This is a genomic window from Microcoleus sp. A2-C3, assembly GCF_036706065.1.
Classification (GTDB): Bacteria; Cyanobacteriota; Cyanobacteriia; order Cyanobacteriales; family Microcoleaceae; genus Microcoleus.
Genome location: NZ_JAUBVX010000042.1, coordinates 43,308 through 59,806, shown reverse-complemented (window position 1 = coordinate 59,806; position 16,499 = coordinate 43,308). Strand labels below are relative to the sequence as shown.

General features: G+C 46.7%; 12 protein-coding genes. 4 read left to right on the top strand and 8 right to left on the bottom strand.

Annotated elements, in window-relative coordinates:
- Positions 1–272 precede the first annotated feature (272 nt).
- From cobT to QUB66_RS21305, 5 genes are all read right to left on the bottom strand, one after another.
- Positions 273–1,379, bottom strand: a complete 1,107-nt coding sequence (cobT, locus tag QUB66_RS21325; protein WP_332969647.1) for a nicotinate mononucleotide-dependent phosphoribosyltransferase CobT — start codon at positions 1,377–1,379, stop codon at positions 273–275.
- 167 nt (positions 1,380–1,546) lie between these two features.
- Positions 1,547–1,669, bottom strand: coding sequence for a hypothetical protein (locus tag QUB66_RS21320; RefSeq protein ID WP_332969646.1), 123 nt, complete (start codon positions 1,667–1,669; stop codon positions 1,547–1,549).
- On the bottom strand, positions 1,659–2,411 hold the full coding sequence (locus QUB66_RS21315) for a DUF2232 domain-containing protein (protein ID WP_332969645.1): 753 nt from the start codon (positions 2,409–2,411) through the stop codon (positions 1,659–1,661). The genes QUB66_RS21320 and QUB66_RS21315 overlap by 11 nt, the downstream gene beginning before the upstream one ends.
- Positions 2,412–2,653: 242 nt before the next feature.
- Positions 2,654–3,151: a universal stress protein gene (locus QUB66_RS21310; protein ID WP_265235410.1), complete on the bottom strand. Its 498-nt coding sequence runs from the start codon at positions 3,149–3,151 to the stop codon at positions 2,654–2,656.
- Between the two features lie 89 nt (positions 3,152–3,240).
- On the bottom strand, positions 3,241–3,951 hold the full coding sequence (locus QUB66_RS21305; RefSeq protein WP_265235411.1) for a Crp/Fnr family transcriptional regulator: 711 nt from the start codon (positions 3,949–3,951) through the stop codon (positions 3,241–3,243).
- A gap of 1,224 nt (positions 3,952–5,175) precedes the next feature.
- Between QUB66_RS21305 and QUB66_RS21300 the strand changes: the two genes are divergently transcribed.
- The 4 genes from QUB66_RS21300 (at position 5,176) to pgsA (ending at position 11,346) form a co-directional block, all read left to right on the top strand.
- A complete protein-coding gene (locus QUB66_RS21300) occupies positions 5,176–7,398 on the top strand; it encodes a hypothetical protein (protein ID WP_332969644.1) in 2,223 nt (740 codons plus the stop codon).
- Between the two features lie 161 nt (positions 7,399–7,559).
- Positions 7,560–9,467, top strand: coding sequence for a hypothetical protein (locus tag QUB66_RS21295; protein WP_332969643.1), 1,908 nt, complete (start codon positions 7,560–7,562; stop codon positions 9,465–9,467).
- A 401-nt stretch (positions 9,468–9,868) separates the two neighbouring features.
- Entirely contained in the window at positions 9,869–10,579 is a 711-nt protein-coding gene (locus tag QUB66_RS21290; protein ID WP_442923315.1) for a sugar transferase, read from the top strand.
- A 248-nt stretch (positions 10,580–10,827) separates the two neighbouring features.
- Positions 10,828–11,346 (top strand): CDP-diacylglycerol--glycerol-3-phosphate 3-phosphatidyltransferase, encoded by a 519-nt coding sequence (pgsA, locus tag QUB66_RS21285; RefSeq protein ID WP_332969651.1) that lies wholly within the window; start codon positions 10,828–10,830, stop codon positions 11,344–11,346.
- 290 nt (positions 11,347–11,636) lie between these two features.
- Here pgsA and QUB66_RS21280 read toward each other — a convergent pair whose 3' ends face one another.
- The 3 genes from QUB66_RS21280 to QUB66_RS21270 form a co-directional block, all read right to left on the bottom strand.
- A complete protein-coding gene (locus QUB66_RS21280; protein ID WP_265235414.1) occupies positions 11,637–13,382 on the bottom strand; it encodes a diflavin flavoprotein in 1,746 nt (581 codons plus the stop codon).
- A complete protein-coding gene (locus QUB66_RS21275) occupies positions 13,375–14,004 on the bottom strand; it encodes a hypothetical protein (protein ID WP_265235415.1) in 630 nt (209 codons plus the stop codon). The genes QUB66_RS21280 and QUB66_RS21275 overlap by 8 nt, the downstream gene beginning before the upstream one ends.
- A 390-nt stretch (positions 14,005–14,394) precedes the next feature.
- A complete protein-coding gene (locus QUB66_RS21270; protein ID WP_332969642.1) occupies positions 14,395–16,122 on the bottom strand; it encodes a diflavin flavoprotein in 1,728 nt (575 codons plus the stop codon).
- Between the last annotated feature and the right edge of the window lie 377 nt (positions 16,123–16,499).

The following is a 16,499-nucleotide window of genomic DNA, read 5'->3' as shown; positions in this document are numbered from 1 at the left end:
ACTTTTTCGTAACTCATTTTTGATGCGTTGAACTTCTATTTATTTGACAATTATATCAGACTTTCGCAGGAGGTCTACTGCATCAAAGCGAGATATTGTGTAGAATATTCTGTAAATCTGAAAGCAAAAATGTTACAGAAAATGATATAATTATTCAGCCCAAACGAAGCTAATTGAGCAGCACAACTAGCTTCGCAGCTCGATCGCAAATCTGAATTTTTAATCTTAAGTTCCTCACATTCCGGGACGCACAGAAAACGAAAAACCCGGTTTTAATGTTTAATTTCACAGCGCGATGCTAGGATCTCAACAGCTTGCAGGAGTTGGGTTGGAGTCCAATTTGCAGTCAAGCCGCTGGCGATCGCACACGCACCCGCACCGACACCTTCTTTCACATACCCGCGATCGTAAGCTTGTAGTTGCGCGTACCGAGAACCCGCAAAACTTAACTGTGCAGCCAACAAAGGCACACCGCCGATATCCTTAGCGAGTCCCACCGTGTCTCCTGTCGGGTCTTGGGCTACCCAGCGCGTAGTCCCCACCGCGACTTGTTCGGGACACCATAACAAAGCATATTCGCGGGTTAGAGCCTGCATCAAAGCATACACTGCCAGCATTTGCGTGCCGCCAGCTAGAAGTACCCCGCAAGTCCGACTCGCGGCGATCGCCATTCCCGCCACCGCTATTTGCATCGGATCGCCCACCGCCGCTACCAAATCCAGGGGAGTGCTATTTTTTCCGCCGATTTCCCACCCAGCATTATTTAGTCCCGCTGTCACCGCAGCCAATTTTTGAGTATGATTGCAGCGAGGATGGGAACTATTAACTTTGCCCGCTGCTGCAATTCCCAAACCCATTAACACGCCCAAAGCAGTAGTCGTTCCCCCAACTACGCACTCCCCTAAAATTAAATAATTGCCATTAGTTTCAGCGGCCAATTTAGCCCCCCAAATTAATCCTTGTTCCAGCAAATGTTTGACTGTTTCTAGTTCCAAAGCATTCCCAGAAGTAAGACATTTTGCCGCAGTACCGCCCAAATCAATTGCAGGTACGGGAGGCGGCAGGGGTAAACCAGCATTAAACAGGTAAAGCGGAATTTCCAAAGCTTCGATTACGGCGCGAGATATTAGTACCGGCGAGGCCCCGGCTTCTAGGGGCGGCAAGGGATATTGCGGCGACGGTTGGGGGCCGTTATACAAAAATTCTGCATCGGCTAAACAAGTAAATTGTCGATCGCGCGGGGTTGCTCCTGCTGCCGAAATCCCCGGAATTAAGCCAGTTGCGGTAAATCCTAACACGCAGGCAAATATCGGTTTTTTTCCCTGATAGCGATCGAGCCACCGCTGGCCCTGTTCAATTTCTGTATAAGTATGAATCATAAATTAGTCAGTAGTCAGTAGTCAGTAGTCATTAGTCATTAGTTATTAGTTATTAGTCATTAGTCATTAGTCATTAGTCATGGGGAATTGATAATTGTCGGAAAAACCAGAAAGAGGTAAAGCGGATAATTTTATTTTTTTCCTTCCCTCAACAGGCATCAGTTAAATCAGTTACAAAATCTTTCTTCCTTCTTCCCTCTTCCCTCTTCCTTCTTCCTTCTTCCTTCTTCCTTCTTCCTTCTTCCCTCTTCCTTCTTCCTTCTTCCTTCTTCCTTCCGATTACTCTTCATAATCGATTAAAACTTGCACCCAGCGTGGTGGCCGCGGAATCGGATTTCCCAAACGATCGAGCAGCAACAAAGCTACTAAATGCACTACAAATAAATAGACAATATTATTAACCAAAATCATCCCAGCGGCGATCGCCCCAATTGTACTCAAACTCGGCACACTCAGCCAGCCCAGCTTCACAAACACCCATTCCACAATCTCTGTTACCTGGGCGGTTACATAAACCCAGAGATCTTGACCCACCAAAGCTGACAGCAGCCAAAACTTAAAAAAGAAGCCAACAGTACCAATTAGCGCGCCCACACTAATAGACACAGACCAACTCGCTTTGCGCCGCCAAAGTCCTCCCAGCGCAACTCCCATAACTCCAAAAGGAATCACGTATAAAATGCTTCGCGTCGGGCCCATGAGTACCGACAGCAGCAAACCCGATACCAAAGCTGACATCCAAGCGGATCTGTTGCCCCAGCGCAGGTAAACTAGGGCAATGGGTACCGGGAAAAAAACCCGCAGCAAAGGCCCTAGCGGAAAGTAATAATTGATCAGCCAAATCAAGCTAGCGGTACTTGCTAAAAATGCCGTTTCTACGAGCCTCAAAGGCGCTTCCCTAGTGGTGGGTCCCGGAGCTGGATTTTTGCGATCGCCCGCCAAATCTGAAATAGCGGCGGTTTCCGGCTCATTATTTTTACTGGGTGAACTGCCCGAATTAGACGTGGCATCTGCTGACAAAAAATCACTCATCCGATTTTAGATTTTAGATTTTAGATTTTACGGAACTTGCCCGCTATACGGCTGATTCCCAGTTTTCCGATTTTAGATTTTAGATGATAGCTTTTACAGGACTTGCGCGCTATAAGACTGCTTCCCGGTTTCACTGTTTGGATGCGTCGCCGCCAAATTTAATCTTGATCATAGAAACCGGGTTTAAGTACGAACGCAAGTCTTATTTTAGATGGATTTCTCAGCAAAAATTTTCAGCAGCATTATTTTTCCGCTTTGACTTCCTGAATTACAAAAACCGAACAAGATGCGTGGTGAACAACATAATTGCTGACACTGCCGAGGAAAGCTTCTGTGAACCCCGTGCGGCCGCGTCTTCCTACTACTATTAAATCTGCCCCCCAAGTTTGGGCGTGTTCACAGACAGAATGCCCCGCATCGCCGTCCATTTGGCAGTCAAATTCCACCTCCAATCCTTGCTTGGCGGCGGCGTCGCTATAATTTTTCAGCAAACCCTCAGCCTGTTTTACCTCCCTTTCCATGCGCAAACGTTGAGCTTGATAAGCTTGATCCATTAACTCGACATTCATGCCCAAATCGACCGGAATTGGCACTGCCGTCTCGCCCAGCGTGTTGACAGTAACGCAGTGAAATAACATCATCTTTGCCCGATCGCCCACAGCTAATTCTAAAGCTTGACTAAAGACGCGGTGGCCTAGATCGGAATCATCAACGGCGGCGAAAATTTTCTTAAAACTCACAGCTTTACCTCCGGCGAGAAATCATCAATATCAGTTAGTTAACAGAGAGTGCTTTTGAATTAGATTCTAATTAGCAGTCTCTGATACTTCTACATTAACAGACGCTCTAAGGCGTGTAGGTCTGGAATGCACAAAACGTCACGTTCGCGCAGAATCGTTCCTTTTTTTTCCAGCTTGCTGAGCACTCGCGTTACCGTTTCGCGAGCCAGCCCGCTGAGGCTACTTAATTCTCTGTGCGGCAGGTTGGGAATTTCTGTGCCTCCACTTGACATGATTTTTCCTTGCCCCTCTGCCAAAAATAACAAAATATCTGCTACTCGCGAGGTACTGTCCGATTCTCGCAAACGCAGACGGCGGTTGACTTGCCGCAGGCGGCGTGCCATCAATTGAGCTAGCCGAATGCCTGCGAGGGGCTCGGTATGAATAAGCTGCACAAAATCCTGAGCTGGCATATTTCCGATCAGTGTCGGGGCTAGGGTGATCACATCTGTCGATCGCGGTGTTTCTTCGATCGCTGCCATTTCCCCGAATAGTTCTCCTTTCCCTAAAATATTCAGCGTTACTTCTTTTCCGTCTAGGTTGTAGGTGCGAATTTTCACCCAACCATCCAATATAAAATACACGGATGTTCCCCAGTCATTTTCGAGTAAAATCACTTGATTTGACGGATGACTGCGGGTAACGATGTGGACAGTTGCTTTCTCGATTACAGGATCGGGTAATCCTGCAAAAAAAGGAGTAGAAACTATCAATTGATTTATATCGGAATTTGGATCTCGGGCGTTAAAGCGGTCTTCCATGAGGCCATCATTTTAATTTATGTGCTTGATCTGCGCTGGGCAGTTAGAAATAGCTTGCAGCCGAGTCATTCGATTTGAGATTCAAGCATTTGAGAAACAAGGATCTAAAATCAGCAATTTTTCCTCTAAAGTTTTGCCGTCAAAGGTCGAATATGGGGATTAATAGCCTCAAGCTCTGATTGTGAGCTAGAAACCAAACACCATACCATAATTGTTTAGATACATACCGCGGAGCAAATTTTATTAACAAAATTTTAGCAGCGCGGCAACCGACTGAGCGATCGACTTACCGAAGACAAGCACTTCGCGAACACAAGCTTAACACTGCTCAGAGATTTGTGGTCAACAGGCTCGGCAGTCGATCGGCTAGTGGCAGCATAAGTCCGCACACCGGACAGACGGCGACCACATCCGACTGCAACTCTCTGCAACCAGTCAAATGTCAGCACTACCAGAAAAATATACAGCAATTCCCAGCCCAAATGTTGGCGCTCTTGGCAACCGAAACCAACTCAATTTCCAGCATTTTTTTATGCTCCCCTGAGATTATAGTACCATTAATCTCTAGCCATGAACACAGATCAAAAGCTATGATGAAAGATTTGTCAAATTGAGTGTACGGGGACAAGCCGGAATCCGGGAATCCCAAATCGCAGATTGTTTGAGGTTTTTTCCAAGTCTGTGAAAGATGGAAACAAAAATTTACCGCATTACCTGATGAGAGACTGGGCGCGGGGCCACCGTCGCAAACGCGGGGTTATGGGTGAGACAGTGGCAGTTCGTGCGATCGCTGCTATCCCTCTTGGCTGAATCGCCTGTCTGTGCCCGGAAACAATGACAGCAGCCACAGAATTTGAGATCACTTGCAGGCAGTCGAAATTACCAGAAAGAATTGGTTTAAAGCCGGAACCCTGATCGGGAGAAATTAAAAGCAGACGATTTATTACTCCAATCCTCTTCCTGACCGGGAGAGGTCGCCCTCAACTGTCAACAGTCAACTGTCAACTGAATTACCGGGCATTTGATGCGGAAGTACCGGCTAACATATTATATGCAAGAGAAGTCATCCGAAGGCAAAAGGTTGATTCACAGTTGTCGGAAAATATTAGTAAATTATTGACGAACTCGCATTCAGATTATTCTATCTATTGGCATAGCTGCCGCCTGACTTCAATCTTTTGCCGATCGAGTTTCTCCCTAGCCGCATTCCCAGAGGTTCCGCCCTTGAATTCTCAGAAGTACAAAATTCAAGCACTTATTGCTGAGATTGATGAGGTACTCAGCAAGCCCGCACCCCGCTTGCCTTGGACGGGTTCGATCGATACTGTCCACCAGCGCCAACTTTTAGAGCGAGTTCGCGCTTATCTGGTTTCCTCAGACTCAAAGGTAGCTGCCCGCAAAGGGCCAGCCAGCCCAAATGTCCGCCCGGAACCAGTTCCAGTGCCCAAAATGCCGCCGAGGGTCGATCGCCCCTCAGCAGCAGAGCAAATTATGCTTGCCGTCACCGGGGAAATCAGTAACCTGCGCTCAAGCCTGACGGGGCCGCTCCAAGAAGACATAGAAGCTCTGCGACAACAGCAGCAAGCTTTAATTCAAGAAATCCAACAGCTAGAAGCAAAACGACAGCAGCAACAATCCCTAGCTCAGCAACAAGCAAACCAACAGCAAATCATTTCTGAATTCTTGCAGGTACTGACGGGGCGCTTGGAAGAAAGCTTGGATCGCGATTTATCGCAAATTTTCCGTAGCCTAGAAAATCAGTTGTTACCAAGCAGTGCTGCACAATCGCAGCCATCGGCTTTAAACCCACAAACCTTAGAAGAACACCCGTTGTTGACACCAGCTCAAAGATTGGAGCAAATGCAACGCTTCCAAGCTAGTGCTGACAGTCTGCTGATGAGGCTCGATTCTACGATGGGGATCGTGTTCGAGGCTTTGGAAGCAAATCTCCAAAGCTATCAAGCTTCCTTGGGACAAGGAATCGATAATATGTATGGTTTGAGCCAGCAGAGCGAGGCAATGTTGGCGGCTTTTGTTGACCACTTGGCCACACAGTTGAGACGAGAAGGGTCTTCTTACGTGCAGCAGCCGATCGCCCAGGCAAATCTCGAAACGACCACCCCAACCGCAGCCGATCGCTCCTGGGCCACTCCCGCTCTCTCAAATACTGCGATCGAACCCTCAGCCACCGCCGACAGTGAAGAGCGCAGCGGCGAACTCCCTGATCAAGACAGATTGCCCTACGCCGGGACAGAAATTTCTTCGCAATTCGGAAAATTGAGGCGCGATAGCGATCGCCTTGAAGCCCCTCTATCGCTCCCAGATTGGGCAGACAATTTGTTTGGTTATTCACCCGAAAGACCTCGACTGGAAACTCAGTTTTCTGGCAGTGAGTCGGAAGATCTGTTAGCAAAAAAGGGCGAAAATGTTGAGGATTTGTACGCGAGTTTGTTTGCAGGAGAAGCCGTCGCAGAACTAGAATTAGAACCAGAAGATTTTACGATCGAAAATAGTGAAATTGCTGCCGAAAGTGCAGCGGCACAATCTCAAATTGTGGCAGAAAGTGAAAGGGCAGAACCCCTAAATACTGTTGAAGATTTGTTTGCCAATCTGCTGGATGAAGGCGAATCGCTGTCAGATTATATGACAGATGAAGAGTCAGAATTCGTAATTGGTAATTCTGTAGAGGCTCTAACTTTAGATACTGAAGATTTATTTGAACCACAAGTTACAACAATACCTCAAGTTTCAGAACCGCCAGCCTTAAGTTCGATCGCGGCAACAGTATCTCAGGTTTCAGAACCGTCAGCCTTAAGTTCGATCGAGCCAAAAGTTGACTTGGACGATCGAGAAAATCTAGAAACGGCTCAAAACCTAAGTGAGTATTTCGACACTGCTGCTACGCCTCCATCGCCAGCAGAAATTAGCCCCAACCAACCCAACCACGTGCCGAGTGCCCGTGATGTTCAAACTGACGAGTTTGGAACCTCGTCCCAGGGACTCGATGATGTTTACATCCAAGCTTCGCCGGACGAGGATTTGCTACCGGTTGAGGCATTAGAAGATGACCTCGATCGAGCCCTAAAGTTGGACGTTAATACTCTGGAACTGTTGGAGACAGACCTCTACAATCTGGAGGGATTGGACAATACTGCGGAACGGCGATCGAATTCCAGTGCGGTTAACAGCTTAGATTTATCGGCGAGTGATCCATCGGGCGAAGCGGCAGAGGAAGAACTCGGATCGCTGGAGGATTTGTTCTCCGACGTGTTGGAACTTTCATCTGAGGATGAACCCTTTGTTTTAGAAGACGAACTTGAGGATGATTTGTTTGCTGAGGAAGATGAATCGAATTTGACGCTAGACGAGATTTTGGCGAGTTTGAACGATACCAATGGAGAACAGTCCCAAACTGCCGAACCTCCAGAAAGTAAAAAAAAAACCTAATTTCTACAGAGAGTAAAACCGGAGTTGTTGAGAAAATAACCGAGTCCGAGTCTCGCGAATTTGCTGTTCCACAGCAGCAAGAGTCGGCGCTGCATTCTGTTCCAGGTGCGATCGCCCCTTCATCCTCTCAATCCCCAAAACGCCAGAATTCTCGTTGGTATTTGGGCATTGATTTCGGTTCCTGTGGGCTGTCGGCGGCTTTACTCGATCGCGCCAACGGCCAGTTGCACCCGATTTACTGGGAAACACCGCAGGCTGAGTTTGCCGTAGCGAGCGCGAGCTTTCGCATTCCCTCAGTCGTGGCGATCGAGGAAACAGCCCCAAACAGCACAAGTGGCCAGCAGGTGACAGTCAAGTCGGTGGGATGCCGGCAGTTGGATGTACCTGCGGGAGAATTTTTACTGCAAAATTTTAAATTGCCTTTAAAGGTGGGCATTCCTTATCAGCGCGCAACTGCTGGGATGTACGAACCGCTGTTGCAGTGGTCGTCAAATCGGGCTATGTCGATCGCCCTACCACTGCACGCTGTGCGGGCGCTGCTGGCTACTTTGAATCCGAGCAACCAGGGGCAAAAATTTGGCAAAGTGGGGGAAGTTTTGGATTCTGCAATGGCGGCAAATTTTGCTCTCTTGCCAGTTTCTAATTTAATCTGTAAAGCTTCGGGACTGACAGCAGAAACTCTCGATGCAGCCCTGAAAGACTTGCAGGGTGTGATTTTGGGAACTCCGGCGAGCTGGTCGGATGCTTATCGGTTTAACCTGCGGGAGGCTGTTTTGGGCGCGGATCTGGTGGCTTCTGGTTCGCAAATTTTTGTAGTAGAAGATGCGATCGCCACTTTGGTTGCTGCTGTAATTCCCATCAAAAATCCCACAGAAGTGCCATCTTCGGCGATTAATTCTATTAATAGCGAACTCGCAGAAGCTGCACCGCTAACTGTAAATGCTTCGTCTTTTAGCGGGGGAACTTTGATTCTGAATGCGGGGGCGGTGACAGTGGAATTAGCTTTAGTTGAGTTGCCGGAAAATCTTCAAGATTTAACTCGTGCTGATTTTACTTGCCAAAGTTTTGATGCGGCTGGCAATGCTTTCGATCAGGATATTATTTGTCAGTTGTTGGCGAAAAATGAAACTTGGGGAATGTCGATCGATTTGCCACGTCCGGGACATCCAGATTTACCGAGTCGCTATCAATTGCAGCAGCGGTTGCAAGGTTCTGTTTTTGGCCTGCAATTGTTAGAGGCTGCAAGGCAAATAAAAGTTATTTTGCAACATCAAGAAAGTTTTGTTTTGGATATTGGCCAGCAGCATTGGGATGTGAAGCGCAAAGATTTGGAAAGTCTAGTTTTAGTGCCTTTTGTGCAGCAGTTGAATCGTGAATTAAATGCTTTGCTTAGCCGCGCGGGAATGTCGCCGGCGGGGATTAATCAGGCGATTTGTACTGGGGGCATGGGTGGTTGGGCTGCGATCGCCCGTTGGTTGCGGCAGAAGTTGCCGAATGCGATCGTGGTTCAAGATCGGGAATGGGAGGGCGATCGAGATATTTCGGAAACTCACAATTCTCCATTAAGTTATTTACCGCAAAACATCAAAAATTCCAAAAAAAGTGGTCAAGTTGCCTGCGGGTTGGCGAGTTTGGCTCTCTATCCTCAAATTTTGGATGTGCCACAACAGTACAGCGACTTTTTTCTGCTGTGGGAATTAATGCAGGTTTTGGGCAGGGAAACTCTGAGCTTTGAGGAAATTTTGCAGTTATTGGAACGCCAGGGCGTGAACACGCGCACCTGCGAGCCCCGGATTCTGCGGATTTTGTCAGGACAATTGCCGGCGGGACTTTTGCCGGAGGAGGAAGATTTCATGCTGCTAGCCGAGGAGTCGAGGCAAAATCCCGATTGGGAAGCAATTTTGGCCGAGCCGCTTTTCTTTGAAGATGTCTCGCGGGGTTATCGTTTGAATGTGGAACACGCCTCTGTTGTTCGCGAATATTTAGGCCTGCTCGCCTCTAGCAGCCAGCAAAAATTATTAGAGCCGCTAACAATTGCTTGGGATGTTCGCATGGATAGCGATCGTTAACAGTTGACAGTTGACAGTTGACAGTTGACAGTTGACAGTTGAGTGCGAAGTTTTTAGGCCGGGGATTTAAGCCCCTGCCTAAAAACAATCCACCTAAAGGTGGGGGCTTAAATCCCCTGTGCTTTGGTAAACTGCCAAAAACCTGGTTTCTCAGTGGAATTCTCCCTGTCTTCCCGAATATTCCTCGTAGAAACCAGGTTTTTGGTCACAAAAATTAATTTTTTCAGTAAATGTACTTAATTTTACATAATTTTTATACCTTTTGAGAAGAAATACACAGAAACTTTATAAAAGTGTGGCAGCTTTTTAAAGATTGTGCAAAGCCCAGGATTTGAGGTGGTTCAAGTTTGTTGAGTCTCATAAGATGGATGTGAGATCTCGTTAAAATTGAGATAAATCCAATAAAATTTGTGATGAGTGCCTCTAAATTATCAGTATTATCCGAAATGCTTTCCTTATTTGTTCCGAAATTTACTTACAGGGTTTGTGTATCCAAACAGCCTCTTCACCGATCCGTAACTAGCAAGGTCAAGCGGTCGATCGACATTTTGGGTTCGCTGCTGGGACTGGCAATCACTGCTGCGGTGGCGGTGCCGATATGGGTGGCGATGCTTTGGGACAGTCCAGGCCCGCTGCTGTACAGTCAAGTCCGCTGTGGGTTCAAAGGGCGGCATTTCAGGATGTGGAAATTTCGATCGATGGTTGTCGATGCAGAAAAGCTCAAACACCTAGTTACCAACGAAGCCAAGGGTCAAACTTTTAAGAATGACAATGACCCGCGAATTACCCGCGTCGGCCGCTTTTTGCGGATCACGAGTTTGGACGAGTTGCCTCAATTTTGGAACGTGTTGATCGGCGAGATGAGTTTGGTGGGAACTCGACCGCCAATTCACTATGAGGTTGTTGACTATGAGGATTTTCACTGGCAGCGTTTAAATGTCAAACCCGGCCTGACTGGGGAGTGGCAAGTCAACGGACGTTCTGGAGTTAAAGACTTTGATGAGATTATGCGCATGGATCTTGAGTATCAGGACAAGTGGTCTGTTGCCTACGATATCAGTCTGATTTGCAAAACAATTGGGGTTGTTTTTAGTAGAAACGGTGCGTGTTAATCAAGCTGCTGTTTTGAGTTGTCTGTTTATTTTTTGTGAGCTGCGATTAGATGAATATTAAGCTAAAAGCTGTTTTTCTAAAAGTTAAACAGCTACCAAAAAATGTTAAATTAAGGGCAAGCTTGTAAAAAGCTTGCCCTTAATTTTTGCGTCTACCTTCTTCCCTCTTTCCTCTATTTTTTTCCTTCTTCCCTCTATTTTCTTCCTTTTTCCTTCTTCCCTCTTCCTTCTTCCCTCTTCCTTCTATGATGAATTTGCCTAATTTGATTACTTTTTCTCGCTTGCTGGGAGTGCCGTTTCTGCTCTACGGTTTGTATGACCCAAGCGCCCAAAGCCGCTGGATTTGCACCGCGATTTTTGTGGTAGCTGCGGCTACTGATTGGCTGGACGGCTATTTGGCTAGGAAGCTGAACCAAATTACCGATTTGGGAAAGTTTCTCGACCCTTTGGTGGATAAACTGTTGGTGCTCGCGCCACTTTTAGTATTGATTGAGTTGGGTAAAGTCCCGGCTTGGGCAGTGTTTTTGATTTTGGGGCGGGAGTTGACAATTGCCGGGTGGCGTGTTAATAAAACTACGATTTCTGGAGCTAATATTTGGGGGAAGTTGAAGACGGTTAGTCAGATTGTGGCGATCGCACTTTTAATCGCTCCCCTGTCCGAATCGTGGAATATTCCGGCATTAGTTGCCTTTTGGGTTTCTGTAGCTTTAACTTTGATTTCTGGCGCTATTTATCTGTGGCCGGAAAAGACTGCTGAGGACAGTTGACAGTTGACAGTTGATATCAAATCCAGTAGCATCGGAATGATAAAATTCTCTACTCTTCCTCTGCGTTCTCTGCGTTCTCTGTGGTTGAATAATTCCGATCTAACCGGAAGTAATACAAAGGAAGAGGATTGGAGCAATGAATAGTCCTCTTTTAATTTTCCCCTACAACGGTTCCGGCTTTAAACCAATTCTTTCTGGTAATCAGGAATTTATTCCTCATCACAATTTGAGGAATAAATTCCTCACTACAAACCTGTAAGGACACGGCATTGCCGTGTCTTAATCGCAGCTTAATAATGAGTCCCAGATTTCCGGTAATGCACCGCTGTCACCCCGTCATTTTTCTGCAAATGACCGTTTTCAACCGCCGCATAAACTACCCAGTGATCGCCACATTCCATCCGACTTATTACTTCGCATTCCAGATAAGCTAAAGCATCAGTCAAAACCGGACAGCCGTTGCTAGCTTCTGTTGTTTCAACTCCGGCAAATCTGTCTTCTCCCGGAGCAAAGTTTTTCATGAAATACTTCCGCAACTGTCGCCCTTCAGCTAAGATATTCAGCACAAATTTATCTCCGGCGTACATCAAAGCTTCGATCGATCGATCTTTAGCCACCGCAATCGTCAAACCCGGAGGGCTAAACGTGGCTTGCGACACCCAGGAAGCCAACATCGCACTGGTGACATCCCCGCGCTTCGCCGAGAGTACGCACAGGGAACCGACTAATCTTCCCACTGCTTGTTCCGTGCGATCGCTCCCACCAGTCAACTGCGGTTTCGGCGCACGCAATTTTTGCGACTTAATCAAAGCCTGAGCAAAATCCGTTCCCGCCTCTTTGCACTCGTGAATCGTCGCAGCCGTCGGCTTAAACTTCGCTCGAATCGGCTCAAATCCGATGCGATAGCCAGCATCTTTCAGCTTACCTTCAACTAAGTCGATCGCCTCTCCACTCCAGCCAAAAGACCCGAAAACCCCGGCTAATTTGCTCTTAGTGGCCGTAGACAACACAACTCCCAAAGCCGTTTGAATTTGCGTCGGCGCGTGTCCTGCTAAAGTCGGAGTACCGATGATAAATCCCGCGCATTTCTCGATCGCCTCTTGAATTTCTCCCGGTTCGGCAAATTCGCAGTTGATTGTTTCTACCCCAACACCGGCTTTAGTAATTCCTTTGGCGATCGCCTGCGCCAAAGTAGCCGTATTCCCGTAAGCCGAAGCATAAATCAAAGCAACTGTCAAGTCTTTTGAATTTTGTTGTTGACTCCATTCCCGATACAAATTGCTCAATTCGTGGAGGCCATAACGGACGATCGGGCCGTGACCGGGAGCATAAAATGCTGTTGATAAATCAGCTAATTTATCCATTGCAGCCAGCACTTGTTTAGCCTGAGATGCGTGCAGCGAATCGTAATAATAGCGGCGGTCTTCGTTGTAAACACTCCACCCTTCATCAAATACTTGGTCGCCGCAAACATGAGCTCCAAAAAATTTGTCAGTGAACACAATTCGAGTTTGCGGATCGTAGGTACAAAGTTCATCAGGCCAGCGAGGAGTCGGAGTCGCGATGAATTTTAATTTGTGACCTTTTCCTAAATCGAGAGTTTCTTCTCCCCGTACGATCATAATGTTTAATTCTTGTTCGGGAAAAGCCCCTCGCAAACCAATCGCCGCTGGATTCGTACAAACAAAAGCTACTTGCGGAGCCAATTCTAACAGAGCTTTAATTGTAACGGATCTGTTAGCATTGAAATGCCCTAAAATCACATAATCTAGCTTAGTCAAATCGACCCGTTTCTGCAAACAATCCAGATAATTTTGGGTGAAAGATTCCCCCGGTGGGTCGAACAAAGCAGTTTTGTCAGCTTGAATAATATAGCTGTTTGCTGTCGTCCCCCTTTGGAGAGAATATTCTACTTCAAATTTGAGTCTATCCCAAGTGCGCGATCGCACTGCTGATGTATCTGTGGCAATTGGGACAAACTGCACGTCGCGGGGTTTGGCATCAGATGCGGTTCTGGAAATTAGAGCATTAGTCATTTATTGCACCTATGAGAAACTGAACAACAGAACTTCTTTTAATTTCGTGCCAAAATTTGGTATCTACAATATCAAATTTTGCACCTTGAGCCTGTAAATTGGTATCCAGGTAAATTAGAAATTCCCTGGTTTTCAAATCTTCCCCAATTTGGATAAAGCTCACACCAATTTCTTCATCTCTATCTACTTTATTTGCCGCACTTACAATAATTTCGGCGATAGCAGCGCTATTTTCTGGTTTTTCATCTAGGACTGCAACAATTATTGCTCCTTTTTTCCCAGCACCCTTTGTTTTGATCTGAAAATAATCGCTAAAAGCTGTTGTTAGAGGTTCTGCCAAATTAATAGCAGTCGGCTTTGCTGCATCCGGTTCCGTATTTTGTCGCTGCAAAATTTCAGCCAACCGGGCAACATTTGAATTTTTATACTTCCACATAGGAGTAGAAGCTTCATAGACGGTTATGCCGTCATTGTCAAATTCTTGACATTTTTTTGCTAAGTCGATCAGAGATGCCTGTGCTTCTACCCATTCCTCGTACAAAGGGTGTTGAGGGTCTCGGCTGGCATCGCTTCTGGCAATAATAATTGTGTAATGTCGGTCTTCTAAAAGCTTCGTTGGCATTGGCAATTCTCCTAGTTAAAATACACTCAGAATGACAAGTGTTTGCCCGGTAAAGGTGCTGGTGGCGCACCATATTTTTATAGCCCGATCAGGTGTTGCACACCCTAACGCAGAGTAAGAAAGGAAGAGAGAAATAAAGAAAAGCAACTGTTGGGTACGCAAGGTGCGCAGTGCATGGATATCAAAATCCTAAAACCTGGATAAATCTCATTTGTAGCTGAGGCAAGATCCCCTAAATCCCCCTTAAAAAGGGGGACTTTGATCTGTTTCCGGTTCCCCCCTTCTTAAGGGGGGATCGAGCCTCGGATGTAAACGACCTTTATCAGGGGTTAAACACGCTTGTTGAAACTTCCTTCTTCCTTCTTCCTTCTTCCTTCTTCCTTCTTCCTTCTAATAGTGATTGCCGACTTTGCGGTGGTGAACTGCCGGCAGCGCTTCGGGATTGGATACGCGACCGCTATCAACGATCGCATATACGATATGATGATCCGAAAGTTCCATCCGGCTAACCACTTCGCATTCCATGTAAGCTAGAGCATCTGTCAAAATCGGAGAACCATTGGTAGCAGGTTGAGTTTTGACTCCGGCAAATCGATCGGCACCAGGAGCAAAACGCTTCAAAAAGTGCTTCATCAAGCTTTGATAATTGCCTTCTTCGAGCACGTTGAGGACAAATTTATCGCCCGCGTGCATCATGGATTCGATCGCCCGATCCTTAGCAACTGCTATAGTTAAACCCAGCGGTTTAAAACTTGCCTGCGTCACCCAAGAAGCCAACATCGCACTGCTAACCGCGCCTTTTTGAGCAGTAATAATGTATAATCCGCCGCTGATGCGTCCCAAAGCTTTATCAACATCGCTATCGAGGGATTTCATCTGTTTAACAGCCTTGTCCCGCGACAGCCATTGTCCCAAGTCGGTACCGGCTTCGTCGCAAAGTTGATAAATCGCTTCCGTCGGCGCTTCTTTAATCAAAATGTTGGGAAATATTTCTTTCAAACCCAACTCTTTGAACTTGTTTCGCAGCGGGTAAATAGATGCGTCATCACCGCCGCCGGATTCGCACAAACCGAAGGATTGTTTGTTGTTAGCTGCAACTAAAATTGTGTTGATAGCTGCTTCGGCATTTTCAGCAGCAGCGCCATTACTAGGCGGCGAACAAATCACGATACCCGCAGCAGTACCGACAAGTTCCCGAACTTCCTGCAAGTCGGCGATTGTCAAGTCCATCATTTCTACGGCGACACCGGTTTTGGTGATCCCGTGGGCGATCGCCTGGCTGAGTCGATCGCTAAATCCGTAATCAGAAGTGTAAAATACCGCTACCGTGGTTTCTGCCTTAGCTTGAGCTTGGCTCCACTTTTTGTAACGTCCGGTAAGTTCAACTACATTGTACCTGAGCAGCGGCCCGTGACCGGTCGCCACCGTACCGATTTCTCCCAATTCTGCCATGCGTTTCATTGCACTCAAGACCGATCGAGCATTGGGGCCCATCAAGCACTCATAATAAAAGTGGTAATCTTCCTCGATCGCAGCTAAATCGTCATCGTAGGTGCTATCGGAACAATAGTGCATCCCGAAAGCATCGCAAGTAAACAGCACTTGAGTTTTGCTGTCGTAGCTGAAAATAGTATCAGGCCAGTGCAAGTTGGGCGCGGATACAAATTCGATAACGTGGCCATTTCCTAAATCTAGTTTGTCGCCGTTTTTAACTACCAGTCGCTCAAATGGCTGGTGTATCAGGTTTTCTAAAAATTGAATTGCTACTTTCGCCCCCACGACAATCGCTTGGGGTGCCAGCGCCAGCACATCTTTAACTAAACCGCTGTGGTCTGGCTCAGTGTGGCTGATAATGAGATAGTCAATGTCTTTCGGGTCGATTTCGCCCGTCAGACAGTCCATATATTGTTGGCGAAATTTCTCGTGAGAAGTATCGACGAGGGCAGTTTTTTCGCCGCGAATGATGAATGAGTTGTAAGTTGTACCGTTTTTGAGCCCGAATTCGATGTCAAAGCGGTCTCTATCCCAGTCCAGGCATCGAATTGCCGTTGTGTCAGGGGCAATTTCGACTTTTTCCACCGTCAATTTGCGTTGGACTCGTTCAGTCAGGGCTACCATACTGTGCCTCCTTGTCTGTTATCCATTACCTTATTGTTTCCATTCTGACACGTTTCTTTTGTAAATCTTCATAAAATTTCTTATGAGGGTGTTAAGTAACTTCAAAGTTATTGATATGTGCAGTGGGCGATTCCCTACGGGATAGATTCGCTTCACGGGCATTTTGGGGAAAATCTACAAATTAGGTATTGACAAAATTACAATTTTACGAATCAAATTTTAAAATAAATTGGACGCACCTAAAACTCAGAAACCCGGTTTCTGGCGATATTCTCGCTCCTGTTTCCAAAACTCGTATAAACCGGGTTTTTCGCCCCATCCGTCAGCCCTGAAACTCTCCGAAGTTTTGCTGATTAGCTCCCTCAGCATTTAATACC